Origin of the sequence: Rahnella sp. PCH160 (assembly GCF_047784855.1) — a bacterium.
GTDB lineage: Bacteria > Pseudomonadota > Gammaproteobacteria > Enterobacterales > Enterobacteriaceae > Rahnella.
Genome location: NZ_JBLOGT010000001.1, coordinates 4,297,596 through 4,321,595, shown reverse-complemented (window position 1 = coordinate 4,321,595; position 24,000 = coordinate 4,297,596). Strand labels below are relative to the sequence as shown.

Below are 24,000 nucleotides of genomic sequence, written 5' to 3'. Positions count from 1 at the left end.
GAATTCTGAACGGTAAAAAGAACAGGGCAAAAAAAGATCCCAGCCGCAATGCCGGGTGAAAAGTGGCAGCATTTTAGCATAGTTGGCATGTTTTAGTGCAGCGCAGGCTTGTTGCCGTTAAAACGGCTAAATAGGATTATTCATACAAAGTATTCGGGCGGTCGTAAAGAATACTAAACGTAATAGTAAACTGAGAACCTTTCATCCTGATAGGCAGACTTATTCATATAAACCATCAGCAATTCGTGCGATCTAAAATAATAATTGGATATATCATAGATATATGAAAGGGTCGCGGTGACGGATAAATAGCCAGCCTAAGAAAATGCCTGTTTTAAGCCTGAAATTTCCGATGTTATTATTTTTGTACTCTTGAAAAGATCGGACCTCTGATCAGCCCTTTCTGTTGATTAGACTGGTTTTTTTAATGAATTATTAATATAGGTGATGGCACTTCTCATTTACATTCAGCAAAGTAGTTTTTTTCAGACATTCCTTGGTCAGGACGGCATGATAGAGTAAAATGCTCTGGCTATAATAATGCTTTATGTCTTCCTGATTAAAACACTGCCGATGAGCGGTAGTAGGGCGAGTTTGTTAATGCTGGCCTCTGATTGCCACCTCCTCTTCGTTTATAAGCGGTCTGAGAACACTATTAATGTTCAGCGTGCATGATTACGTTAAGACCGGCCTGAAGAACCTGACGGTGTGTCGCCCTTATTTTTTGGAGAATTCTCTTTGATTAGCGTTCTTCTTGTTGATGACCATGAACTGGTGCGCGCAGGGATACGACGCATTCTTGAAGATATCAAAGGCATCAAAGTCGTTGGTGAAGTGCAGTGCGGTGAAGACGCCGTCAAATGGTGTCGCGCCAACGATGTTGATATTGTCCTGATGGATATGAATATGCCGGGTATCGGCGGGTTAGAAGCGACGAAGAAAATCATTCGTTTTTCGCCTGACATCAAGATAATCATCCTGACGATTTATACCGAAAATCCTTTACCCGCCAAAGTGATGCAGGCCGGTGCTTCGGGCTATCTGAGTAAAGGTGCAGCGCCACAGGAAGTGGTGAATGCTATCCGCCTGGTTGATTCGGGTCAGCGTTATATTGCGTCTGATATCGCTCAGCAAATGGCACTCAGTCAGATTGAACCCCAATCTGAAACACCGTTTGATTCCTTATCGGAGCGTGAGTTACAGATCATGCTCATGATTACTAAGGGGCAAAAGGTGAATGAAATTTCAGAACAGCTGAACTTGAGCCCCAAGACAGTTAACAGTTATCGTTATAGGATGTTTAGTAAACTAAATATCAGCGGCGATGTTGAGTTAACCCATTTGGCTATCCGACACGGCTTGTTCAACGCGGAGACTTTATCAGGCAGTGAGTGATGAGCATTTCGACCCTAAAGCTTTTCTGAAAACGGTCACCAGCCAGCCGGGCGTCTACAGGATGTATGACGCCAGTGGCACCGTAATCTATGTAGGTAAAGCCAAAGACCTTAAAAAACGTCTTTCCAGCTATTTTCGCGTCCAGGTTTCCAGCCGAAAAACGGAAACGCTGGTCAAAAATATCGCGCAAATCGATGTGACCGTGACGCATACGGAAACCGAAGCGCTGTTGCTGGAACACAACTACATCAAATTATATCAGCCGCGCTATAACGTTTTGCTGCGCGATGATAAGTCGTATCCGCTGATCTTCCTCAGCGCTGACAACCATCCGCGAATAACGGTTCACCGCGGCGCCAAGCACGCGAAAGGGGAGTATTTCGGGCCTTTCCCCAACTCTTACGCCGTGCGTGAAACGCTGGCGTTGCTGCAGAAACTTTTCCCTATCCGCCAGTGCGAAAACAGCGTTTACAGCAACCGCTCACGCCCGTGTCTGCAATATCAGATTGGCCGCTGTCTGGGGCCGTGCGTCAAAGGGCTGGTCAGCGATCAGGAATACAACGATCAGGTGGATTACGTGCGCCTGTTCCTGTCGGGCAAAGATCAGCAGGTTGTTACGCAGCTGGTAAACCGTATGGAAGAAGCCAGCAAAGATTTGCGCTTTGAAGATGCCGGACGGATCCGCGATCAGATTCAGGCCGTCCGTCGCGTCACTGAGCGTCAGTTTGTGTCGGGCAACAGCGAAGATCTGGATGTCATCGGCGTGGCCTTTGAATCCGGAATGGCGTGTCTGCACGTTCTGTTTATCCGTCAGGGCAAAGTGCTCGGCAGCCGCAGCTATTACCCGAAAGTGCCGGGCGGAACCGATCTGGGCGAAGTCGTTCAGACGTTTGTCGGGCAATTCTATTTGCAGGGTAGCCAGATGCGCACGCTTCCCGGCGAAATTTTGCTCGATTTCAGCCTGCCTGAAAAAGATCTGCTGGCGGAATCGCTGAGTGAAATGGCTGGACGCAAGGTCCAGATTCAGAGCAAACCTCGCGGTGACCGTGCGCGTTATCTGAAACTGGCGCGCACCAACGCATCCACCGCCCTGACAACGAAGCTTGCGCAGCAATCTACAATCCATCAGCGTCTGGCAGAATTGGCAAAAACACTCCATCTTGCTGAAATTAACCGCATGGAATGCTTCGACATCAGCCATACTATGGGCGAGCAAACGGTCGCTTCGTGCGTAGTTTTCGACGGTAACGGCCCCGTGCGCTCGGAATACCGCCGCTACAACATCACCGGTATTACGCCTGGCGATGATTATGCGGCGATGGCTCAGGTGCTTAACCGTCGTTATGGCAAAGCGCTGGATGAAAAGAAAATCCCCGATGTCATTTTTATCGATGGCGGGAAAGGTCAGCTCGGTATGGCACGCGATGTTTTTGACTCGCTGAATGTTGAGTGGGATAAATCTAAACCGCTGCTGATTGGTATCGCAAAAGGTGCTGACCGCAAAGCCGGGCTGGAAACTCTGTTTTTTGTGCCTGAAGGTGAGGGGATTGCGCTGCCAGCGGATTCTCCTGCATTACACGTGATTCAGCATATCCGCGATGATTCGCACAATCATGCGATCACCGGCCACCGTCAGCGCCGCGCTAAAGTGCGGACGACCAGTGCGCTGGAAGAAATTGAAGGCGTCGGGCCAAAACGACGTCAGGTTTTACTGAAATACATGGGAGGCATTCAGCCATTACTGAATGCCAGCGTAGAGGAAATTGCACAGGTGCCGGGTATTTCTAACGCATTGGCAGAAAAGATTCATAATGCGTTGAAACACTAAAGGCAATGTAGCAACATACTCATAATATCCACACCGGACAAACAGTTACCTTCGCTATGCAATTTAATATACCTACGTGCCTTACCCTGTTCCGCGTTGTACTGATACCGTTCTTTGTGCTGGCCTTTTATCTGCCTTATCCGTGGGCATCACTGGTTTGCGCGCTGATTTTCGTTTTTGCTGCAATTACTGACTGGTTTGATGGTTATCTTGCCCGTCGTCTGAAGCAAACAACGCGATTTGGTGCGTTCCTGGATCCGGTGGCCGACAAAGTTTTGGTGGCTATTGCGCTGGTGCTGGTCGCTGAATATTTCCACTCATGGTGGATTACGTTGCCTGCGGCAACCATGATTGCGCGTGAAATTATCATTTCTGCGTTGCGTGAGTGGATGGCGGAAATCGGTAAGCGAAGCAGCGTTGCGGTGTCGTGGATTGGTAAAGTGAAGACAACGGCGCAGATGCTGTCCCTGGTCGCATTATTGTGGCGTCCGGATAACATCGTGGTGGGTGTCGGTGTGGTCGCACTTTACATAGCCGCAGTGCTGACTTTCTGGTCAATGTTCCAGTATTTGAACGCTGCGCGCCACGATTTGCTGGAACCCTGATCAAACTGACGTAAAAAACGTCAAACGATCGCATGAACCTGATAATTTTATTGACTCAATCTGTCAGGTCAGTAGAATGCAACGCATCGGAAGGCAGCCCAGTTGTGCGCCAGAAGATAGTTAAAAAAATCAGTACGTTCTGATTAAAGCGGGAATAGCTCAGTTGGTAGAGCACGACCTTGCCAAGGTCGGGGTCGCGAGTTCGAGTCTCGTTTCCCGCTCCAAATTTTATTAAACTGGTTCATGAATTGGTTTAAGTGCAAGACAAGTAGTAAGATTTAAGGCGCGTTAACAAAGCGGTTATGTAGCGGATTGCAAATCCGCCTAGTCCGGTTCGACTCCGGAACGCGCCTCCAATTTTCCCGGAGCCCGGGTGGTGGAATCGGTAGACACAAGGGATTTAAAATCCCTCGGCCTTAGGCTGTACGAGTTCAAGTCTCGTCCCGGGTACCATGGAAAATTAGCTGAACAATCAAAAGCAATAAAGTAGTAATGTCGTTATAGCCACCTTCGGGTGGTTTTTTTATGCCTGAAATTCGGCAAAATGCGCAATGATGTTTTTGGTCCGGGAGGTTGGGGGAAAGAAAAAGGAATTAAAACAGCCCCGAGGGGCGTTTTTAGGGTCAGAATTCACCCGATGAATCAGTGTTGCTCAGTGCCCTGATAGATAAAGGCAGATGGTAGTTAGGCTGACTGGTGAAGAACGCCTGCAGGGCAACGCGTTTCTTCCTGTCTATAGAAATTTCTTCCATAGTTTTGCGGAAGATACTGTAACGGCCACAAGAAGTGCAGGTCACAGTGACAATTTTCGCCGACATATTTACCGACGTCTTATTCGTGCTTTGGCACAACGGACACTCGTCTTGAGCGCTTACAACTGGGGAACTCATAAAACCTCCGGTTTTACTTAGAGCGGGCAGTAGTCTAGCACAAAAAGGCGGCAGTTACTTAACGATAATTTAATTATCAGTGGATTTCAGTGCCAACTACGTGTAAAGAGCGCACAAACCGCTGATGGACGGTGAAAAGTTTCTTATTGGCCGCGTACATTCTTTCCTCCTTCATCTCATACGTTACACTTACAGAATTCACTGCTTTTATGGATTTCAGTTCTGTATGGCTCCTGCTTTGTATCAGCGTATCGATGGCTCGCTCTACCGGCATGTTTACGTCGTGGGAGATTTGCACGGATGTCTCAGCCTGCTGGAGCAGGGACTGGCGAAGATAGAATTCGATCCCAAGCGAGATTTGCTGCTTTCTGTCGGTGACCTTGCCGATCGCGGGCCTGACTGCGTCGGGTGTCTGCGGCTCATCAATGCGCCGTGGTTTTTCTGCGTCCGTGGAAATCACGAACAAATGGCGATTGACGCGATAAATGGAGAAAATGTTCCCCGCTGGCTTCGTAATGGTGGCGACTGGTTTTATGCGCTGGAAGATGAAGTTCAGGAGCAGGCGAAGGCGCTGATTTTGCAGGCAGACAAACTGCCGCACGTTCTCGAACTTACCACGCGCGAAGGCAGACGTATTGTTATCGCGCATGCGGATTACACCTCGGACGAGTATGTTTTTGGTAAGCGGCTGGAGAGTTATGAAATCATCTGGAACCGCGATCGCATCAACTATGCGCTGGCCGGGCGCTTTGGGCCTATATCTGGCGCAGATGCTTTTTATTTCGGACACACGCCGGTCGAACCTGTACTGCAATTCGCCAATCTGTTTTATATCGATACCGGCGCTGTCTTTGGCGGTTATCTGACGATACAACAATTGCAATAAACTCAGGCACCGGGCGGGTTTGCGGTGGTTGAGCGGCAAAGGTATAGTGAGCGGCTGCGAACGGGAAAGACGTGAGATAACACCATGGAAAATAAGCGTGAAGACAGGATCCAGCGTTTATTGCTGGCATTAAAAAAGACCGACAAAATTCATCTGAAAGAAGCGTCTTTATTGCTTAATGTTTCCGAAATGACGATACGTCGTGACCTCAACGCGGAACCTGCGCCTGTGATTTTGCTGGGTGGCTACATTGTGATGGATCCGAAGAACAGTCCGGCGACGCATTACTTTGTCAGCGAGCAGAAAATGCGTCAGGTTGCGGAGAAAAAGCAGCTGGCTGCGCGGGCTGCGAGTCTGATTGAAACGAATGACACGGTGTTTTTCGATTGTGGCACGACAATGCCTTACGTCATTGAAAGCATTCCTGAAACTCTCGCCTTTACGGCCATCTGCTATTCGCTCAATACCTTTCTGGCACTCCAGGAAAAACCGCACTGTGACGTGATTTTGTGTGGTGGTGCTTTTAAATCCAGTAACAGTATTTTCACGCCACTAGGGCGCAGCAGCGAACTGGATTATATTCGACCGGCTAAAGCCTTTATTTCGGCCGCCGGCGTTAGTATCGAGCACGGCGTGACTTGCTACAATTTTGATGAATTGCTGATGAAACATCAGGCGATGGAGCGTTCTGCGCAAAGCATTCTGGTGGCAGACAGCACGAAGTTTGATCAGGTGCGACCGGCGGCAATCGCACCACTTGCCCGATTCAATGTACTGGTCAGCGACGCTGAGCCACCGCGGGCTTATCTCGATTTTTGCAGTCAGTCTGACATTCCGCTTCTGGTCAGTGCCTTCTAGCGGATGGCGGGAATTTTCTCGACAGACTGATAAAGGACAACTTCCCAGATACCACTTTTCGAACCATCACTGAGATAATGTTCGAAACAGGCTTTTCCGTCCGGCCGGTAGTGTGCGCTGGTCAGCAATTGAGCATAAAAATCACGCCAGGCTTTCTCAAAGTTCCCGTCGGCAATGGTGGTGTGATAGGCCGCATAAGTGCCTCCTGGCAAGGTCTGCAGCGACAGGCCTTCCGCTTCATCCAGAATAAAATTATCGGCAACGCAGACGGAAGAATCGGCCCGCAAAGCCTCTGCTGGCGTGGTATCAGGGTTATCATGAAACCAGGTCAGCCATTCGGTGTGCGGTTGCTGATGCCGCGCAACCCATTTGGTCAGTTGCTGAAAGCCGCTGTGGATTGACTCCTGATAAGGACCGACAACCCGGTAGCTCACCAGCTTTTTGGCCGGTCTTTCTACGATTGATAATGCCACGATGATCTCCTTTTATCTGACATAGATTGGATAGTTTCCATGTGGGTAAAACGTCAATGCCAAAATTATCTATAACAGTTAACCGTTTTAGTAACGGTAACTGCTCTACGTGCTATAACAGTTGTCGTGATAAAATTATGTAATCAGATTGCATTATAGTCGTGACGCAGTGAGGTTATGAGATGGACGTAATCAAAAATGTATTAAACAGTGAAATAGATCGAATCAACCGTCAGGAAGGGCGTGACGGTAAGGCGCGCATCAACGGGGAGTTCTTTGTGAACCATCCGTGGTTGTGCCTGGCGATGCTTGTCGGCTATATCGCCGTCGGCGTGGTGATGTATTTTTCACCGTACATGGGCATCGGCTGGTTTATCGGCTTCACCGCATTCTTAGTGTTTATGTCGGCGATGCTACTGCTTGAAATCAAACCAGTTTACCGCTACGAAGACATTGGTGTATTAGATCTTCGTGTTTGTTACAACGGCGAATGGTATTTTAGCCGCGAATTATCTGCGGAGGCGGTGACGCAAATTCTGAGTGCCGGCAGCGTGAGTTCGTGGGTCAAAAATCGCATTGAATCGATCGTGCGCAACAAAGGCTCAATCGACTTTTACGATGTGTATGATCTGGCGCGTCTGGAAAGTCAGCAGCAAAATCCCGCCAGAACAGCACAGTTAGCTCACTGATCCCGCCGTTAAACATGGCTTCTGCCCATGACGTTACCCGGTATGCTCTGATAAAATAGCGGCTGGGTATCATTTTCGTGAATGAATCATACATACGAAAAATGATACCAGGCCGTTACAGGAGCGACAGTGGAACGAATCAAACTCACTATTCATCATCTGCACAAAATCATTTCGGGTGAAAAACAGGATGCACAGGCGACCGCGCGCATTTATGCTGGCGATGAACTGTTGCTGACTGAAACGATGACCGGGCAGGCGACGCATTTTGATCGCTTCATCAAAGCCGAAAATGACAATGGCAAACCCTTACGGGTGGAATGGGACAGCGACGGCAGTGCCGCAATGTCGGTTTCACGCGCCCAGGTGTGCCCATGCTGCGGTGGTGATCCGCTGCACCATTGAATCAATCCGGTCCTGACCGCATGTAAAGTTAAAGCCGAACAGGGGTAAATGATGAAATTTATCAGCAACGAATTTGAATACCGCCAGTGGATCATGGATGAAATATTCCAGGCAAGCGCGGTAGGCGAAACCTCGGAGTTTGCCGATCAGGAAGTGGAAGATTTTATCTTCGACGCCCGTCCGGTAGCTTATCCCTGCGTCGCGGTGATGATTCAGACGCCGGGAGAACCGGGCGTGTGCGAACCCCGTTTTTTCTATAAAGAACAGGTGTTTGAGTGGGCGCACAAAATGGGCTTTGGCTTCGACAGCTGATGCTCGCAGGCGATTATGGCCGTTGCAGGGCACAAAAAAACCGGCACCTTGCAGGAACTGTCTTTATACTGAACGCGATTTTGAACAATTAAGGTGATGAGAATGAGCGACGATATTTTTGATTTTGACATTGATGCTGCACTTGAAACAGCTGAAGTAAAAGCGGCTGAAAAAGCAGCAGAAGTGCCTGAGGCCGTTCAGGACGAAAGTGACTGCGAAGGTTGCAAAATCTGATTTTGCACAACAAAGCAGCAAACAGAAAACCGCTTCGGCGGTTTTTTTGTATCTGTCATTTATTCTTGCTCCGGCATTTTCAGCTGAATCTCCTTTGCTGACAGAGTGTTGCAGTGGCGGTGCCGGAAATCCGCATTGACGCAACTGTAAGGATCGCGTCAGGACATTTTTTTTGGGATAAATTCCTATAGAACAGGAAGATAGCCGGCGGTACTTTGTCATCACCTGATAAGCAGGTCGTGAGGTTCACAATGAAAAAACTGATTTTTGTTCTCGCCGTTTTGCTCACTTTGCCCGCTATCGCACAGGCAGACGTCGAGGTAGGGCTTAATATGCCGGGTCTGTCACTGCATATCGGTGACCGGGATAATCGTGGATATTACTGGGACGGTGGAGACTGGCGTCCGCCAGGCTGGTGGGATGACCATTATCGTGATGAAGGCCGCGGGCATTGGGTGTATTACGAACCGGCGCCGCCGCCGCCGCCGCGCTACTGGCATCACGAGCACTGGCACGAAGGCCCACCTCCGGGGTACTGGCACGATGGCCCTCCGGGACACTGGCGTGAAGGCCCGCCTCCAGGCCGCTGGTAATCACGTTTTGCAGAACAGGTAAGAGTCAGAACACGAAAGAACAGTAACGACAGATTGTGGGAACAGGGTTGGCAGTGGCGATGCGGGGCATCCTCAATGTCAGTTCTGTTCCTTTCGTTTTTAATCGTTTTTAAAACCTCCGCCACTGATAATTTCCTGCTAAATTAACCGCATGATGAATATTTAAAATACAAACTATTCATGGGGATTATATTTAAAGCCAATTTTTGTGAAGAATGACAATAAACACTTCTTTCATAAAATTTTAAGAGAAAGTGCTGCTTGCTAAGCGTGATTGTTGTGTTAATTTCTTGTTATATGAAATCAGCAATGGAAGGCCTGAACGCAATGCGTGCCTGATATCATATTGACTCGTTATGGATTTTTTACTCAGGTGCGCTATATGTCATTTACTGAGATTATCGATATGCGCCTGATTAATAACGATTTTGAGTTCCGTCTCTGGATGTTGGATGCCTATTTCTATCAGGATAAGATAGAAGGCGAGACGTTGCTGACCGACGAAGAAATGGATGATTTTTTATTTGAATGCCGTCCGCAGGAATATCCTTGCTTAGGTACGGTCACACCTTCCAAAGAATGCTCGCTGGAATTTGATATTGCCTTTTTCTATCGTGAGCACATCACTGAATGGGCAAAATCGATGGGATTAATGAATACGAAATAGTCCTTTTTCCGACATTTTAAAAGCGCCTTCTGGCGCTTTTTACATTTTTAGTTTTGCAGAGGGCAGAAAGTTAATTTCCCCGCACTTCCACCATCACCGGGCAGGGTGATCGTGCGATAACCTCAGCGCTGACCGAACCTTTCATGATGCGGCCAAATGCCGAAAGTTGCCGGTGGCCCATCACGATGACCGACGCCTTTCTTTTCACGGCTTCCGCTACCAGCGCTTCTCCGGCGTTACCCACAATGATATTGCCTTTGGCCTGAATTCCGGCTTCCGCCAATGTTTGCAATGCCTGGCCGACCACGGCGCGGGCGGTATTTTGCTCTGCTTCGGCAGGCGGATAATCGATCACTTCGCCGGGCATATCGCCGTTTTCTTCCAGGGCATAAGACTCATCGATACAACAGGTGACATACACCGTTGAGTTGTGGCCGCTGGCCAGCTGGCGGCTTAAATCCACGACAAATTCCGTTTGTCTCGAGCCATCTACGGCTAACAAAATGACGTCAAACATTTTCGTTCCTTATACAGCCTGATTTCTGAGGTTCGTGATTACTTACCAATTTCGCTGGTCAGCGCGTCTTTGCAGTCAAGCAGAGCGGTGCGGATCACGTCCTGTTTGGCGTCAAGGCGCGCAGTGGGAACCAGAACGGAAACCGAGTAGCGGCCCAAAATCGTGTCGATGGCAATCGCGACAGTGGAGACACCTTCCACAGTTTCGCCTGTTTCAATCGAGTACCCGACGCGGCGAACGTCGGCAATGATGTTGAATAACGCGCCAAGTGTGCTGACGGTATTTTTCGTCGCAGGCTCCAGAATTTCTCCGACAATAAGACGAACTTCCTCATCTGTTTTAAGCGCCAGCAGGGCACGGCCAGAAGACGTACTGTAAATCGGCAAATTAAGGCCAACGCGGGGAACAATACGTAATTCTTTTTCCGACACAATACAGTGAATATTGGCAATCTGACGGCCACTGGCGCGGCCAATGGCCACGGTTTCCCCGGTGATTTCGTTCAGCTGGCGAAGGAAAGGAGTGGCGATGGCGATCATGTCGGTGTGTACGGTCGACGCGAGTTTCAGCAGTGTAGGCCCGAGCCGGACACCGCCGTTGCCCTCTGAACGGACCAGACCTTCTTCTGCAAGCGCGGAAACAATACGCTGCACCGTGGAGCGGGGAAGATCCACATCATTCGCGATGGCTCCCAGGCTCATGCCCTGAGGGTGTTTGCCCAGTGCATTAAGAACCGATGCCGCACGCGAGATCACCTGGATCCCACCGCTGCGCTCTTCATCTGCCGGAATATCCTGCGCCATTCTTTTTCCTTATTCATTATCCGGTGTCATCCGCCAACACCCAGTCTTGCCAATGTAATGGCTGAACCGGTGAAAAACAATTCCTAATCACATTGCAATACACTGTACCGTATTATAGTATCTCGGCATGTATCACGATACGATGCATTGCATCGAAATAAAAGTGACGTCAATCACTTTACCCGTGCCTTTCCCGGCGCAGATCTGACTTCTCCCTCTCGGCGCAACATAAAGCGGCGAAGTTAATGAGCAAAATTATGAATCAGCCAATTGCACAGGCACCGGCCGCCAGCAGCGCCGGCACGTCCGGGCCGCCAACGTTTACCGCGAGGCTGGTCACCGGACTAGCGGGCGTTTTGATCGTCGCACTTTGCTCCGGCCTGAACGACCGCGTCACGGATATTGCGCTTGCCGATGTCCGTGGCGCATTAAGTATCAGTAACGATCCCGGTTCATGGCTGATCGGTTCCTATCAGGCGGCCGAAGTGGCGGCCATGATGATTGCGCCGTGGCTGGCAGTGACGTTTTCACTGCGTCGCTTCACGCTGTTCGTCACGCTGGGTTTTCTGCTGGTGGCCGCTGTTTTGCCGTATTCGCCAAACTTGCCGGTGTTTATTACGTTACGTGCCGTTCAGGGGCTCTTTGGCGGGGCAATGCCGCCTTTGCTGATGACGGCAGCGCTGCGGTTTATGCCGCCGCAATACAAACTTTACGGGCTGAGTGCGTATGCGCTGACCGCCACGTTTGGGCCGAATATCGCCACCTCTATGGCAGCAATCTGGACCGATTATGTGGGCTGGAAATGGGTGTTCTGGCAGGTGATCCCGCCGTGCGTGCTGGGCTATTGGCTGATTGGTTACGGATTACCGCAAGATCCGCAGCGTTTCGAGCGTTTCAAGCAGATGGATATTGTCGGTATGGTGACGGGGTGCAGCGGCATTTCTTTGCTGGTGCTGGTTCTGCAACAGGGTGAACGGCTGGACTGGTTCCACTCGCCGCTGATTACCGTCATGTTTTTCGTGTCGCTGGGGCTGTTAACCATTTTTCTGGTCAACGAATGGCATCACCCGTTGCCGCTTTTCAAATTGCAAATGCTGAAACGCCACAATCTGGCGCACGGATTAATCACGCTGTTTGCGCTGATGTCCCTGTTTTTATCCGGCTCGGCGTTGCCTGCGAATTTTATGGAACAGGTCGGTGGATTCCGTGCTGTACAGGTCGGGCCGCTGGCGCTGACCATCGGGTTACCGCAGTTACTTCTGGCCCCGCTGGTGGCGTTTTTCCTGACGTTCCGCTGGGTCGATAGTCGTTGGATTCTGGCCTGCGGGCTCGGGCTGGTGGGGCTTTCGTGCTACTGGGGGACGCATATCACCAGTGTATGGGCGCGTGACAACTTCTATCTGATTCAGATTATGCAGGCTTTTGGTCAGCCGATGGTTGTGCTGCCTGTTTTGCTGGGGGCGACCAGCGTCGTTCAGCCGCAGGAAGGGCCGTTTGCGGCGGCGATGTTCAACACGACGCGCGGAATGGGGAGCATTGCGGGAAGTGCGATTCTGGGCGTGATGGTCAGCGACCGGGAGCAGTTCCATTCCAACGTTTTACTCAATCACATTGGCGGGGTGAATTATCTGCTTTCCCAGCCTTATGGCGGCGGCAGCAGCTTTCTGGCTCCGCTGAACAGTGATGGCACGGCGATTTCAACCGAAGTCATTACGCAGTTTTCTACGCTGGTCAGGAAAGAGGCACTGGTTCTGAGCCTGGCGGATATCTATATGCTGATTATCGGTCTGGCACTTGGGCTGATATTGCTGGCCGCAATCCTGCCCAAACGCACTTATCCGCCTCAGTCTCTGGTTAAACGCCCCTGAATGAAGCATCACCTGAACGAATGAATTTCACTATAAGAAAGTACGAGAGAAAATCATCATGATAAAAACATCGCCTGTCCGCCTGAGCTGGCTGGTTGCCACCGTGGTGGTGGTATTACTGATTGTGATTGCCTTCTGGATGTTATCTTCGCAAAGCGCACCCGAGACCGATGATGCGTTTGTGTCGGCGGATTCCACGCTGGTTGCACCGCGAATTTCCGGCACGATAGCTGATGTGTATGTGCAGGATAATCAGAGCGTTAAAGCGGGCGATATGCTGGCAAAAATTGACGACAGAGATTATCGCAACGCCGTGCTCACCGCAGAGGCCAGCCTCGAAACGGCGAATGCGCAAATGCTCAGCCTGACTGCACAGTTAGCGAAACAGCAGCAGACTATTTTGCAGGCGCAGGCAATGGTCAACGCAGATTCAGCCAGCATTGCTTATGCCCGCCAGAGTGCTGACCGCTATAAACGGCTGCTGCAAAATGGGTCCGGTACCGCCGATGCACGCGATGAATCTGACGCTAATTTGCGGTCAAAGCTGGCTTCTCAGCAAAGCGATATGGCCGCTGCGCAGGCTGCTGAAAAGCAGGTTGATGTGCTGAAAGCCGAACAGGCACAGGCGAAAGCGGCGATTGATTCTGCGGCTACCGCGCTGGCGCAGGCAAAATTGAATCTTTCTTATACCGAAATTACGGCACCGGTTGACGGGGTGGTCGGTCAGCGTTCACTGCGCATCGGGGTTATGTCAGCGCCGGTACACGGGTTTTGGCCGTGGTGCCGCTTCATGATGCCTATATTGTGGCGAATTATCTGGAAACGCAGCTGGGTGATGTGCAGCAGAATCAGCCCGTTGATATCAAAATTGACGCATTGCCGGGTGTAACGCTGAAAGGAACGGTGGACAGTATTTCTCCGGCAACGGGCGTGACGTTTTCACCCATTTCACCGGATAACGCGACCGGTAACTACACCAAAGTGGTGCAACGTCTGGCGGTGAAGATTGTGCTGAACAAAGATCAGGCTGATGCGAAGCGGCTGAAAGTGGGGATGTCCGTGATCCCCGCCATTAATACCGCATCACGCTGATTTTCGTTCGTCAAAGTTCAGCCCCCTGAAAGCAAAAGGGCCATGCCTAACCGCACGGCCCTTTTTGTTTTCGTGATGCAAACAGCGTCAGGACGCCTGATTATGCGGCTGAATGGTGTCCGACGAATCTTTCTTCGCCGGATGCTGCGGTTTACCCGAGAACAGGAATCGCAGAATCGGAATGCGTTTGTGCACTTCGTAAAGCATGAACGCGATACCGAATACAAACACCAGACCCAGCCAGAACCCAAGCCAGTCGCTGTGGATCTTCGGCGTGATTAATGCCCCGTAAATCAGCGTTAACGGGTGGTGAATCAAATAGATAAACAGCGACGAATTCACCAGGTAAGTGATCCACGGTGCCTGGAAGTTGAGCAGGTAATGGCTGAACGAGAACACCACGTTAACCATCAGGATCCCCAGTAAGGTCGTGATGATGGCGTCGATTTCCATCGAGTACAGTTGTGGGGTATTCACATGCTGATTAAACATGTAAGCCGCGAACAGGAAGATGCTTACCACACCGGCCGTGGCTGAAGGCTTCAGGAACAGCTCTTTCAGCCAGGAGAATTTATAAGCAAACGCACCGATGATGAAAAATGGCAGATAAAACAATGTCTGCATAACGATGAAATTAAACGCACCGTTAGAAAGTAAATGAGGTGCAAAAAGATACAGCCCGCGGTTAAACGCCGCGTAAATTAAGCCGATAAATAAAAATAAAATTGAGAGTTTTCCTAGCGTGTTGGTTCGGCTTTTTATTAATTGAATACGATTAGTCTTAATTTCTTTAATGAATTTGAAAAGGTAAAAACAAATGCTCGTCAGAATAACGAGTGTTAACAGGAACCATAAATGGGACACTAATTCCCAGACGGTAATGTTAATCTTTTGATAGAAATCCATATTTCCCCAGTCGGAAAATTTATCCGTGAATTTCATCAAAAAATAAAGCTGTGGGAGGGTGATCAGTGGGAATGCAGCCGCCAGCGGGATGGCAACCCGCTCCAGGCGCACCTTGAGCCACTGGTGAGAGTCGTAGCGCTCGTACAGCATATAAGAAAAATACCCGGAGATGACAAAGAAAACCTGCATCCGGAAGGCATGAATAACATCATTGAATATTGTCAGTCCGTGCGAAGGTATCGCACTGTTTACCGCCCAGATATGACTGGAGTAAATCAATGATATATGGAAAGGAATACCCAGCAGCATCAAATATGCGCGGATAGAGTCCAGGAAAAACTCACGTTGTGGTTTTTGTGGTTTCATTACGTATCCATTGCAAGTGGCTCATCCTAATTTTAGAGCGTAGTTTGTCTTAGAGGTAATTTCTCAGGTAACCAAAAATGACAGTCGTTGACATTAGTTTAGTTTCTCACCTTAAAAGATGCATTGTTATAGGACAAGTTTCCATAGCCGGAGTTTCAACGAATTGATATCCTTGTACCCTGTTGCGCTTAAACGGTTCATCAATGGCTGAACCATCGACTGCTCAAGTTGTCGGAAACCTGACACTTCCCTTAAAATAGTTACAGTGAATGATTGAAGCGCGCAAAGGAGACAAAGTGTCGGATAAAAATTTTTCCATAGGGTCACGTATGATCAAAGTCCGTTTGCTAAGTGCCGCAGTGTTGATGACCATGTTCACCTCATCTGCCTGGGCTTTTTCTATAGATGATGTTGCCAAACAAGCGAAGGCATTAGCCGATAAAGGTTACGAAGCGCCGAAAAGCAATCTTCCGTCTCAATTCCGCGATCTTAAATTCGCAGATTACCAACAAATTCAATTCAATCATGACAAAGCGTACTGGAAAAACCAGAATACGCCTTTCAAGCTTGAGTTCTACCATCAGGGGATGTACTTCGACACTCCGGTAAAAATCAACGAAGTCACGGCTGACTCCGTCAAAGAAATCAAATACAACCCGGATTACTTTAACTTTGGCAACGTCAAGCATGACGCTGACTCAGTCAAAAACCTCGGTTTTGCTGGCTTCAAAGTGCTTTATCCGATCAATAAAGCAGACAAAGATGATGAAATTATGAGTGTGCTGGGTGCCAGCTACTTCCGCGTCATCGGTAAAGGTCAGGTTTATGGCTTGTCTGCCCGTGGTCTGGCTATCGACACCGCGCTGGCTTCCGGCGAAGAATTCCCGCGTTTCCGCGAGTTTTGGATTGAACGTCCCAATCCAGACGAAAAACATTTAATCATTTATGCTTTGCTCGATTCGCCGCGTGCGACTGGCGCCTATCGTCTGGATGTGTATCCGGGTAAAGAAGCGACGGTTGACGTGCAGTCACAAGTTTATCTGCGTGACAAAGTCGGAAAACTGGGCGTGGCACCGCTGACCAGTATGTTCTTGTTTGGGGCAAATCAGCCTTCTCCGGTGATGAACTATCGTCCGGCGCTGCATGACTCCAACGGTTTGTCTATCCATGCCGGTAACGGTGAATGGATCTGGCGTCCGCTGAACAATCCGAAACACCTTGCTGTCAGCCAGTTCTCTATGGAGAACCCGAAAGGCTTCGGTCTGCTTCAACGTGGCCGCAGCTTCTCCAACTTTGAAGATCTCGACGATCGTTACGACCTGCGTCCAAGTGGCTGGGTTGAGACCAAAGGTGACTGGGGCAAAGGTAAAGTTGAGCTGGTGGAAATTCCGACTGCTGACGAAACCAACGACAACATCGTGGCATTCTGGACCCCGGAACAATTGCCGGATGCCGGTAAACCGCTGAGCCTGAACTATCGTCTGCATTTCACCCGTGAAGAAGAAAAATTACATTCTCCTGATCTGGCGTGGGTTGAACGGACTATGCGTTCTACCGGCGATGTGAAGCAGTCAAATCTGATCCGTGAGCAAGACGGCAGCGTTGCCTTCCTGGTTGATTTTGTCGGTCCAAACCTGAAAGCCCTGAAAAGCGACACGCCGGTGGCGTCTCAGGTCAGCGTGGGTGACAACGGTGAACTGGTTGAAAACACTGTCCGCTATAATCCGGTAACCAAAGGCTGGCGTCTGACGCTGCGCCTGAAAGTGAAAGATCCGAAGAAGGCGATCGAAATGCGCGCTTCTCTGGCTAATGGCGATAAAACACTGAGTGAAACCTGGAGCTATCAGCTGCCTGCAAATGAATAAGTCAACGCACTCTACTCATGATTACGTAGAAGCTTTGCCGCTTACTGATGAACAGAAAGCGGCGCTCACTCAGCAGCTTCCCGCTGAAGATGAGCAGGCTTTTGCTACCGCACATCACCGCTTAGGCGGTGATGTGACAGCCTCTGCTAATGCTCCTGACCCCGACGCGCCTTTGCTGTCGGTGAAAGCGCGCGTCGGCGCAAGCTGGCCGGATGCGCTGGCAAACGGCTCTCTGGACGAAGTGGACAACGAAGGACGCACCATCGCCAGCGCAATGCCGCCGGTGAAGCGTTCGAGTATGTTCCCGGATGTCTGGCGTACAAACCCGGTCGGGCGTTTCTGGGACAACATGATGGGGCGCAGCGCGGTTGCCCGTCATACCGTTTCCGATATGCCGGAGTCAGAAAAACGCTGGCGCCATGCCGGTTCGGTGCGTCGTTATATCCTGCTGGTTCTGATGCTGGTGCAGACGGCGATCGCCACCTGGTATATGAAAACCATCCTGCCTTATCAGGGCTGGGCGCTGATCGACCCGAGCGATATGCTGAATCAGAACTGGTTACAGTCGGTTCTGCAACTGCTGCCATACGTATTACAGACCGGTATTTTGGTGTTGTTTGCCATTCTGTTCTGTTGGGTCTCGGCCGGTTTCTGGACGGCGCTGATGGGCTTTTTACAATTGCTTATCGGGCGCGACAAATACAGCATCACGGCGTCGACCAAAGGCGATGAGCCGCTGAACCCGAATAACCGCACGGCGCTGATCATGCCGATTTGTAACGAAGACGTGGAACGCGTTTTCGCGGGCCTGCGTGCCACTTACGAATCTGTTAAAGCCACCGGTGATTTGGATCAGTTTGATATCTACGTTTTGAGCGACAGCTACGATCCGGATATTTGTGTTGCTGAACAGAAAGCCTGGATGGAAGTGTGCCGCGACGTAGACGGTCATGGCCGTATCTTCTATCGCCGTCGCCGTCGCCGTGTGAAGCGTAAAAGCGGAAACATCGATGACTGGTGCCGTCGCTGGGGCGGGGAATATGCCTACATGGTTATCCTCGATGCGGACAGCGTCATGAGCGGTGAGTGTCTGACCGGTCTGGCACGTCTGATGGATGCGAACCCGAATGCCGGTATTATCCAGTCTGCGCCAAAAGCGTCGGGCATGGATACGCTGTATGCGCGTTGCCAGCAGTTTGCGACCCGTGTCTACGGCCCGCTGTTTACCGCCGGTCTGCACTTCTGGCAGTTGGGTGAATCCCACTACTGGGGGCATAACGCCATTATCCGCGTGAAACCGTTCATCGAGCACTGTGCGCTTGCGCCGTTGCCGGGTGAAGGTTCATTCGCCGGTTCCATCATGTCTCACGACTTTGTGGAAGCCGCGCTGATGCGCCGTGCGGGTTGGGGAGTCTGGATTGCTTATGACCTGCCAGGCAGTTATGAAGAATTACCGCCAAACCTGCTCGACGAGCTGAAACGCGACCGTCGCTGGTGTCACGGTAACCTGATGAACTTCCGCCTGTTCCTGGTAAAAGGTATGCACCCGGTTCACCGTGCGGTATTCCTGACCGGTGTCATGTCCTACCTTTCTGCACCGCTGTGGTTTACGTTCCTGGCGTTGTCCACGGCATTGCAGGTGGTGCATACGCTAATGGAACCGACGTACTTCCTGCAGCCGCGTCAGCTGTTCCCGGTATGGCCGCAATGGCGTCCTGAGCTGGCTATTGCCCTGTTCTCGACGACAATGGTTCTGCTGTTCCTGCCAAAACTGCTGAGTATCGTCCTGATCTGGGCGAAGGGAGCGAAGCAATTTGGTGGTGCATTCCGTCTGCTGGCTTCCATGTTCCTCGAAATGCTGTTCTCGGTGCTGTTGGCGCCGGTACGTATGCTGTTCCACACCGTTTTCGTGGTCAGCGCATTCCTGGGTTGGGAAGTGGTCTGGAACTCTCCGCAGCGTGACGATGATGACACGCCGTGGGGCGAAGCGTTCAAACGCCATGGCTCGCAGCTTCTGCTCGGTGCCGTCTGGGCTGCCGGTATGGCATGGCTGGACTTGCGTTTCCTCTGGTGGCTGGCGCCGATCGTCTTCTCTCTGATCCTGTCACCTATTGTTTCAGTGCTGTCGAGCCGTGCAACGCTGGGGATTAAGAGTAAGAAAGCCAAACTGTTCCTGATCCCGGAAGAGTACGATCCGCCGCGTGAGCTTGTCGCGACTGAAGAATATCTGGCGCTTAACCGCGAACGTAAGCTGCAAAACGGCTTTATGCATGCGGTCTTTGATCCGGGCTTCAACGCACTGGCGACGGCGATGGCGACATCCCGTCACCTGCTGCGTGAAACCGTAGAAAACGGTCGTCGCGCGCGTCTGGAACAGGCTCTGAAAACCGGACCAAAAGATTTGGGCAAAGCAGACCGTCTGGTCTTGCTGAGCGATCCGGTGCTGATGGCGCGTTTACACTCTGCGGTGTGGACGCAACCCGATCAGCAGGCGTGGAGCGCTTATTACGACCAGCTTCCGCGTAACGTACAGGCCTTCCCTGTGACGCAAACGCTGGAAGTCAAACCAGCCTGAGTGATCCCGTGAACTGAAAGGGCAGTATGTGAAAACATGCTGCCTTTTTTATATCTTCAATGCCAGGCGTCACAACGGTGATGCCGCCGGAAAGACAACGGGTGACTCTTTAACCCGCAGCGTATAAAGTTTTACTTCCCCTTAACATAAGGGAACACCACGCGCGTGCTAAGGTGAGAGCGCTGTTTAGCGCTTAAGAAAGCGCTTCTTTTGATTCGAATCGACAGGTTGGGTAAGTGATAAATCGGGTAATTCTTCGTGGATGTGTACTGGCGTTACTGGCGACCGTGCTGACAGGTTGCGGCAGCATTATCAGCCGTACCGTGCCGGGGCAGGGACATGGCAACCAGTATTATCCCGGCGTTCAGTGGGATTTACGTGACAGCCCGTGGCGTTATGTCACTGTGATTGATGTTCCGTTGTCTATGATCGTCGATACCTTCATGTTGCCGATTGACGCCCGCCACGGGCCTTACGAGTAAATCAAACAATCACGGTTAGTCGATATCCCGGCCGGGATAATCGTCTTCGTCATCCCATTCTTCAGCTGCGGCTTTACCTTCTTCGGTATCCAGTTGCGGCTCATGCTGGAATTCGCCTTCATCCCATTCGTACAGCGTCGCTTCTTCCTGCCATTCTTCTTCGAGCTCTATCTGATCGTAATCTTCGTCAAAGATAGCCTGCGCGGCCGCGCCACTGCGGAACGTCAGCGCATCGATGGCGTCGCCTTCATCGCTGAGAAATTCTGCCTGCCACATCACATCGCCATCCTGCATGATGTATTTTTGCAGGTTGAACTGATCCGGAACGGGTTCTTCATCGTTCTGAACTCTTTCCTGCGCGGCTTCGAGAAATTCTTCGCGGGCGGCATCAATAGCTTCTTCAAGCGTTGCGTACATGCTCATTGTTGTCTCCTGAGTTGAATGAGAGGGCAATCATCAATAGTCTTAAGAGTAAATAGCGTTAGGAATTAAGTAGTAACAGCCATCTGACAGTAAAAACTCTGATTAAATTATTGTTGTCGATAACTGACAGGATGCAAGTTTTCGGATGAAAAAACAGGCCGCCGTTCTTCTGCTATTCTCAGTGTTTAAATACAGGTGAGCGGTAAACGGAAGGAGAGATTGTTGTTATGGTTTCACGAAATGCAGTACTGAGGGTTGCCCGCCCGACCGATAATCTGGCGCAGATTTCGGCGATGTATACCGAGGGGCTGGGCTTTCAGGTGATTGGCAGTTTCAGCGATCATCAGAATTTTGATGGCGTTCTTGTCGGCCATCCTCATCATCATTACCATCTGGAATTCACGCATCATCACGGCACAACCGTCGGGCGCGCGCCGACGCAGGATAACTTGCTGGTGTTTTATATCCGGGAGGCCGTGCAATGGCAGTCGCAGTGCGACGCAATGCTGCGGGCAGGGTTTATTCCCGTGCCTTCGTATAATCCGTACTGGGATGAAAATGGCCAAACGTTTGAAGATTTAGACGGTTATCGCGTGGTACTGGCTTCGCGGGACTGGTGCGTTTAGAGAGAAGTGTCAGAAGAACTTCAGCTTTGCAAAGAGGGCGGTGGCAGAGGGTAAAAGTTTAGCAAACCGCCAATCCGGGGAGGTATTGACGAGTAGAGTGACGGTGAACTTTCAAGAATAAGGTTACTGTTATGAAGATTCTATCCCGTGCTCTGCTTATGCCACTCTGTGGTCTTGGCCTCTTCGTCAGCGTCGCCGGTATGGCGGCTGACAGCACGCATCCCCAACCGCCAATGGAAAATTCCCGGGGTATGCCGCCGTTCGACCATGAAGGCATGTTGCCTCCATTACCGATGATGATGGGTTTATGCCATCCTGGCGCATTATTCTGTGCAAGCGTGGCCAGCGATAATCCAACGGAAACCATTCAAAAACTGACTTCCGTGCTGCCGGCAACCACCGCAGGTAAACATTATGAAGTCCGTCTGGCCGTCGTTGAAGTGCCGGACCACATGCCGATGCCACCGCAGGCAGAAAAAGCCAAATAAGGTATGTCTTAACGCTGGCCGCGATTAATCAATCATTACCTGATGCGGCTTGCGTTGCAGACACCACCAGGAATACACGGCGTTAAACAGAACCACCAGCGCCGTGACGCAAAATACCGTACGGAAACCGTAGCTCGCCGAAACCGCGGCTCCCAGCAGGGGGCCCGTGACATTCCCGACGTCACGAAATGACTGGTTATAGCTAAAGACCCTTCCCGCCACCTGATTGGTGCAGTTATAAATCAGCAAGGTTTGCACGGCTGGAAGTAATGCCCCATCGGTCGCACCGAGCAGGAACCGCAGAATGCCTAATTGCAGCGGGGTTTGTACGAAAGCCATAGGGATCAGTAAAAGTACCGATAATGCCATCATCGCCACCAAGATCCTTTCAGGCCCGATTCTGTCCCCCAGTTTCCCCAGCCTCGGCGCACTCATCAGCGCTGCCACGCCGGGCACCGACGCAATCATCCCGCTGATAAACGCCAGATTCTGCGTATTACCGGCCAGTTCACGCACGTAAAGCGTCAGTATCGGCGCAATCGATCCGGTCGCCACCTGAATAATCATCGTGGTCACAAACAGACATAACACCAGCTTGGGATTTTTCAGCGAGGCAAAAACCTGTTTGCGGTTGAGCATGTCTTTCTTATTCACAGGAACAAACTGTTCCCGGATGCAGTACAACGTCATCACAAAACAAAGAAAAAGTACGGCTGCGGTGATGAAGAATACCGGGCGTAAACCGTAATTATCAGCCAGCAAACCGCCGACCAGCGGGCCCAGCAAAGCCCCGCTGACGCCACCTGTGGAGAGAGTCCCCAGTGCCCAGCCGCTTTTATTGCGGGGGATTTGCGTGGCGATCAGCGCATTGGCATTCGGCACAAAGCCGCCGAGTAAACCCAGCAGTGCGCGCAGAATCAAAAACTGCCAGATGTTTTGCGCAAAGCCCATGAGCATCATGACAATCGCCATGCCCAGCGCCGAGCGCAGCAGCATGATTTTACGGCCTTTACGGTCAGCCAGGCCACCCCAGAAGGGTGAAGCAATCGCGGAAAACAGGAAGGTAATGCTGAAAACCAAACCTGACCACATGTTCAGGGATTCATGGCCGGTGACACCCAGAGTTTCGACGTAAAGCGGCAGGAAAGGCATAATAAGGCTGAATGCGGCACCGGTGAGGAAGCAGCCAATCCAGGCGACATACAGATTACGTTTCCAGTTTATGGGTTCTGGTGCGGTTTCAGATTCAGGTGCCGGAGTCATAAATTACCGAAAAAAGAAGTCAGATTCGCTCTGGAATGGCCGTTGGGAACAAGGCAGAGCACAAGTAACAATCAATTGGGTGGATAATTATGCGCCTAATTATCATCCGCTTCAATGATGTTAATGAACTGTAACAACGAAAGTAAAATACCGTTTTATCGCGGCAGGCGTGATGAAGGAGATCAACTGAGGGGGCGAAAATGCAAAAAAAAACGGCCAGCGATGAGGCTGGCCGCGACAGACACAGAACTAAAATACAAACCAAAAGACAGACAGAGCAATAAAACAAGGTTTAACGCAGGGCTGCGTTTTTCATTACAGAATAACGGCCGCTGCCCAGGAACATAATCACCAGACCGCCGAAGAAGTACAGTGCTTCGCCTTCCAGACCCCATGCGCCAACCTCAGTGACGGTGAAGAATTTACCGGCAACCACCAGTAAAACTGCCACCAAAATGTTGAATGCCATCACCAGTGCGGCAGGGCGGGTAAAGATGCCCAGAATAATCAGAACCGGTGCAATCACTTCACCGATATAAGCGCCGTAGGCGATAAATCCCGGTAAACCGGCTGCCTGCAACATCTTGGCAATCCAGCCCACGCCATTTTCCATTTTCGCTACACCGTGGAATAAAATGAGAATCCCGAAAGTGAGACGCAACAGTAATTTACCAAAATCAGGATGGTCGGTAACGCGGGTAAAAGCAGTGTTCAGTTTAGCCAGCATGATGGTTTCCTTTTGAAGGTCACAAAGTGGCCACGCGGCTCCCAATAAGTGTGAGGGCAATCACGTGGAGAAATCATGGGGAGAGTATTGGCTTAAACGCGCTGGGATAAAATCTGATAACTTTGAAGAAGTCTGTCAAAAAA

General features: G+C 50.7%; 24 protein-coding genes, 3 tRNA genes and 1 pseudogene. 21 read left to right on the top strand and 7 right to left on the bottom strand.

Features of this window, described 5'->3' with window-relative positions:
* Window positions 1-738 precede the first annotated feature (738 nt).
* The 8 genes from uvrY to deoR all read left to right on the top strand — a co-directional run bounded on the left by uvrY (window position 739) and on the right by deoR (window position 6,462).
* Window positions 739-1,395, top strand: coding sequence for a UvrY/SirA/GacA family response regulator transcription factor (gene uvrY, locus ACM5QY_RS20105; RefSeq protein ID WP_104922741.1), 657 nt, complete (start codon window positions 739-741; stop codon window positions 1,393-1,395).
* The gene (gene uvrC / locus ACM5QY_RS20100; protein ID WP_416122389.1) at window positions 1,388-3,223 is read left to right on the top strand and encodes an excinuclease ABC subunit UvrC; all 1,836 of its coding nucleotides are present in this window, start codon (window positions 1,388-1,390) and stop codon (window positions 3,221-3,223) included. The genes uvrY and uvrC overlap by 8 nt, the downstream gene beginning before the upstream one ends.
* Window positions 3,224-3,279: 56 nt before the next feature.
* Entirely contained in the window at window positions 3,280-3,828 is a 549-nt protein-coding gene (gene pgsA / locus ACM5QY_RS20095) for a CDP-diacylglycerol--glycerol-3-phosphate 3-phosphatidyltransferase (RefSeq protein WP_416122388.1), read from the top strand.
* 148 nt (window positions 3,829-3,976) lie between these two features.
* A tRNA-Gly gene (locus ACM5QY_RS20090) sits at window positions 3,977-4,052 on the top strand.
* 58 nt (window positions 4,053-4,110) lie between these two features.
* A tRNA-Cys gene (locus ACM5QY_RS20085) sits at window positions 4,111-4,184 on the top strand.
* An 11-nt stretch (window positions 4,185-4,195) separates the two neighbouring features.
* A tRNA-Leu gene (locus ACM5QY_RS20080) sits at window positions 4,196-4,281 on the top strand.
* A 663-nt stretch (window positions 4,282-4,944) separates the two neighbouring features.
* Entirely contained in the window at window positions 4,945-5,604 is a 660-nt protein-coding gene (locus tag ACM5QY_RS20075) for a metallophosphoesterase (protein ID WP_416122387.1), read from the top strand.
* Window positions 5,605-5,688: 84 nt separating this feature from the next.
* Complete coding sequence (deoR, locus tag ACM5QY_RS20070) at window positions 5,689-6,462, top strand: DNA-binding transcriptional repressor DeoR (protein ID WP_416122386.1); 774 nt, start codon at window positions 5,689-5,691, stop codon at window positions 6,460-6,462.
* On the opposite strand, the gene ACM5QY_RS20065 is transcribed toward deoR, so the two are convergent.
* On the bottom strand, window positions 6,459-6,935 hold the full coding sequence (locus ACM5QY_RS20065) for a GyrI-like domain-containing protein (RefSeq protein ID WP_416122385.1): 477 nt from the start codon (window positions 6,933-6,935) through the stop codon (window positions 6,459-6,461). The two genes, deoR and ACM5QY_RS20065, sit on opposite strands and share 4 nt — an antisense overlap.
* 182 nt (window positions 6,936-7,117) lie before the next feature.
* Between ACM5QY_RS20065 and ACM5QY_RS20060 the strand changes: the two genes are divergently transcribed.
* The 6 genes from ACM5QY_RS20060 (at window position 7,118) to ACM5QY_RS20035 (ending at window position 9,856) form a co-directional block, all read left to right on the top strand.
* Window positions 7,118-7,624: a YlaC family protein gene (locus ACM5QY_RS20060; protein ID WP_416122384.1), complete on the top strand. Its 507-nt coding sequence runs from the start codon at window positions 7,118-7,120 to the stop codon at window positions 7,622-7,624.
* 129 nt (window positions 7,625-7,753) lie between these two features.
* On the top strand, window positions 7,754-8,029 hold the full coding sequence (locus ACM5QY_RS20055; protein WP_416122383.1) for a hypothetical protein: 276 nt from the start codon (window positions 7,754-7,756) through the stop codon (window positions 8,027-8,029).
* A gap of 48 nt (window positions 8,030-8,077) precedes the next feature.
* Complete coding sequence (locus ACM5QY_RS20050; RefSeq protein ID WP_226790063.1) at window positions 8,078-8,341, top strand: hypothetical protein; 264 nt, start codon at window positions 8,078-8,080, stop codon at window positions 8,339-8,341.
* A 102-nt stretch (window positions 8,342-8,443) separates the two neighbouring features.
* Window positions 8,444-8,575, top strand: coding sequence for a hypothetical protein (locus tag ACM5QY_RS20045; RefSeq protein WP_013576285.1), 132 nt, complete (start codon window positions 8,444-8,446; stop codon window positions 8,573-8,575).
* Window positions 8,576-8,826: 251 nt separating this feature from the next.
* The gene (locus tag ACM5QY_RS20040; RefSeq protein WP_104922732.1) at window positions 8,827-9,168 is read left to right on the top strand and encodes a DUF2502 domain-containing protein; all 342 of its coding nucleotides are present in this window, start codon (window positions 8,827-8,829) and stop codon (window positions 9,166-9,168) included.
* Between the two features lie 403 nt (window positions 9,169-9,571).
* Window positions 9,572-9,856, top strand: coding sequence for a hypothetical protein (locus ACM5QY_RS20035; RefSeq protein ID WP_416122382.1), 285 nt, complete (start codon window positions 9,572-9,574; stop codon window positions 9,854-9,856).
* Between the two features lie 70 nt (window positions 9,857-9,926).
* Here the strand turns inward: ACM5QY_RS20035 and ACM5QY_RS20030 are convergent, their stop codons facing one another.
* Both ACM5QY_RS20030 and ACM5QY_RS20025 read right to left on the bottom strand, forming a co-directional pair.
* Window positions 9,927-10,373, bottom strand: coding sequence for a universal stress protein (locus ACM5QY_RS20030; RefSeq protein ID WP_416122381.1), 447 nt, complete (start codon window positions 10,371-10,373; stop codon window positions 9,927-9,929).
* A 38-nt stretch (window positions 10,374-10,411) separates the two neighbouring features.
* Window positions 10,412-11,176, bottom strand: coding sequence for an IclR family transcriptional regulator (locus ACM5QY_RS20025; protein WP_416122380.1), 765 nt, complete (start codon window positions 11,174-11,176; stop codon window positions 10,412-10,414).
* Window positions 11,177-11,433: 257 nt separating this feature from the next.
* Here ACM5QY_RS20025 and ACM5QY_RS20020 point away from each other — a divergent pair, with 257 nt between their 5' ends.
* Both ACM5QY_RS20020 and ACM5QY_RS20015 read left to right on the top strand, forming a co-directional pair.
* Window positions 11,434-13,044, top strand: a complete 1,611-nt coding sequence (locus ACM5QY_RS20020) for an MFS transporter (RefSeq protein ID WP_416122379.1) — start codon at window positions 11,434-11,436, stop codon at window positions 13,042-13,044.
* A 58-nt stretch (window positions 13,045-13,102) separates the two neighbouring features.
* Window positions 13,103-14,136: pseudogene (locus tag ACM5QY_RS20015) on the top strand (HlyD family secretion protein).
* Between the two features lie 87 nt (window positions 14,137-14,223).
* On the opposite strand, the gene mdoC reads toward ACM5QY_RS20015, so the two are convergent.
* A complete protein-coding gene (gene mdoC, locus ACM5QY_RS20010) occupies window positions 14,224-15,408 on the bottom strand; it encodes a glucans biosynthesis protein MdoC (protein WP_416122378.1) in 1,185 nt (394 codons plus the stop codon).
* Between the two features lie 329 nt (window positions 15,409-15,737).
* Between mdoC and ACM5QY_RS20005 the strand changes: the two genes are divergently transcribed.
* The 3 genes from ACM5QY_RS20005 (at window position 15,738) to ACM5QY_RS19995 (ending at window position 20,330) form a co-directional block, all read left to right on the top strand.
* Entirely contained in the window at window positions 15,738-17,273 is a 1,536-nt protein-coding gene (locus tag ACM5QY_RS20005) for a glucan biosynthesis protein G (protein WP_416122941.1), read from the top strand.
* Window positions 17,266-19,848 (top strand): glucans biosynthesis glucosyltransferase MdoH, encoded by a 2,583-nt coding sequence (mdoH, locus tag ACM5QY_RS20000; protein ID WP_416122377.1) that lies wholly within the window; start codon window positions 17,266-17,268, stop codon window positions 19,846-19,848. Before ACM5QY_RS20005 ends, mdoH begins: the two co-directional genes overlap by 8 nt.
* Window positions 19,849-20,084: 236 nt before the next feature.
* Window positions 20,085-20,330: a YceK/YidQ family lipoprotein gene (locus tag ACM5QY_RS19995; RefSeq protein WP_416122376.1), complete on the top strand. Its 246-nt coding sequence runs from the start codon at window positions 20,085-20,087 to the stop codon at window positions 20,328-20,330.
* 15 nt (window positions 20,331-20,345) lie between these two features.
* Here ACM5QY_RS19995 and ACM5QY_RS19990 read toward each other — a convergent pair whose 3' ends face one another.
* Window positions 20,346-20,753: a MysB family protein gene (locus ACM5QY_RS19990; protein WP_416122375.1), complete on the bottom strand. Its 408-nt coding sequence runs from the start codon at window positions 20,751-20,753 to the stop codon at window positions 20,346-20,348.
* A 227-nt stretch (window positions 20,754-20,980) separates the two neighbouring features.
* Between ACM5QY_RS19990 and ACM5QY_RS19985 the strand changes: the two genes are divergently transcribed.
* Complete coding sequence (locus tag ACM5QY_RS19985) at window positions 20,981-21,379, top strand: VOC family protein (RefSeq protein ID WP_416122374.1); 399 nt, start codon at window positions 20,981-20,983, stop codon at window positions 21,377-21,379.
* Between the two features lie 131 nt (window positions 21,380-21,510).
* Window positions 21,511-21,867, top strand: coding sequence for a hypothetical protein (locus ACM5QY_RS19980; protein ID WP_416122373.1), 357 nt, complete (start codon window positions 21,511-21,513; stop codon window positions 21,865-21,867).
* Window positions 21,868-21,891: 24 nt separating this feature from the next.
* Here the strand turns inward: ACM5QY_RS19980 and mdtG are convergent, their stop codons facing one another.
* Window positions 21,892-23,130, bottom strand: a complete 1,239-nt coding sequence (gene mdtG / locus ACM5QY_RS19975; RefSeq protein ID WP_416122372.1) for a multidrug efflux MFS transporter MdtG — start codon at window positions 23,128-23,130, stop codon at window positions 21,892-21,894.
* Between the two features lie 292 nt (window positions 23,131-23,422).
* Window positions 23,423-23,857 carry a DoxX family protein gene (locus ACM5QY_RS19970; protein WP_416122371.1) on the bottom strand — a complete coding sequence of 145 codons (435 nt, stop codon included), beginning with the start codon at window positions 23,855-23,857 and terminating at the stop codon, window positions 23,423-23,425.
* Window positions 23,858-24,000: the final 143 nt, after the last annotated feature.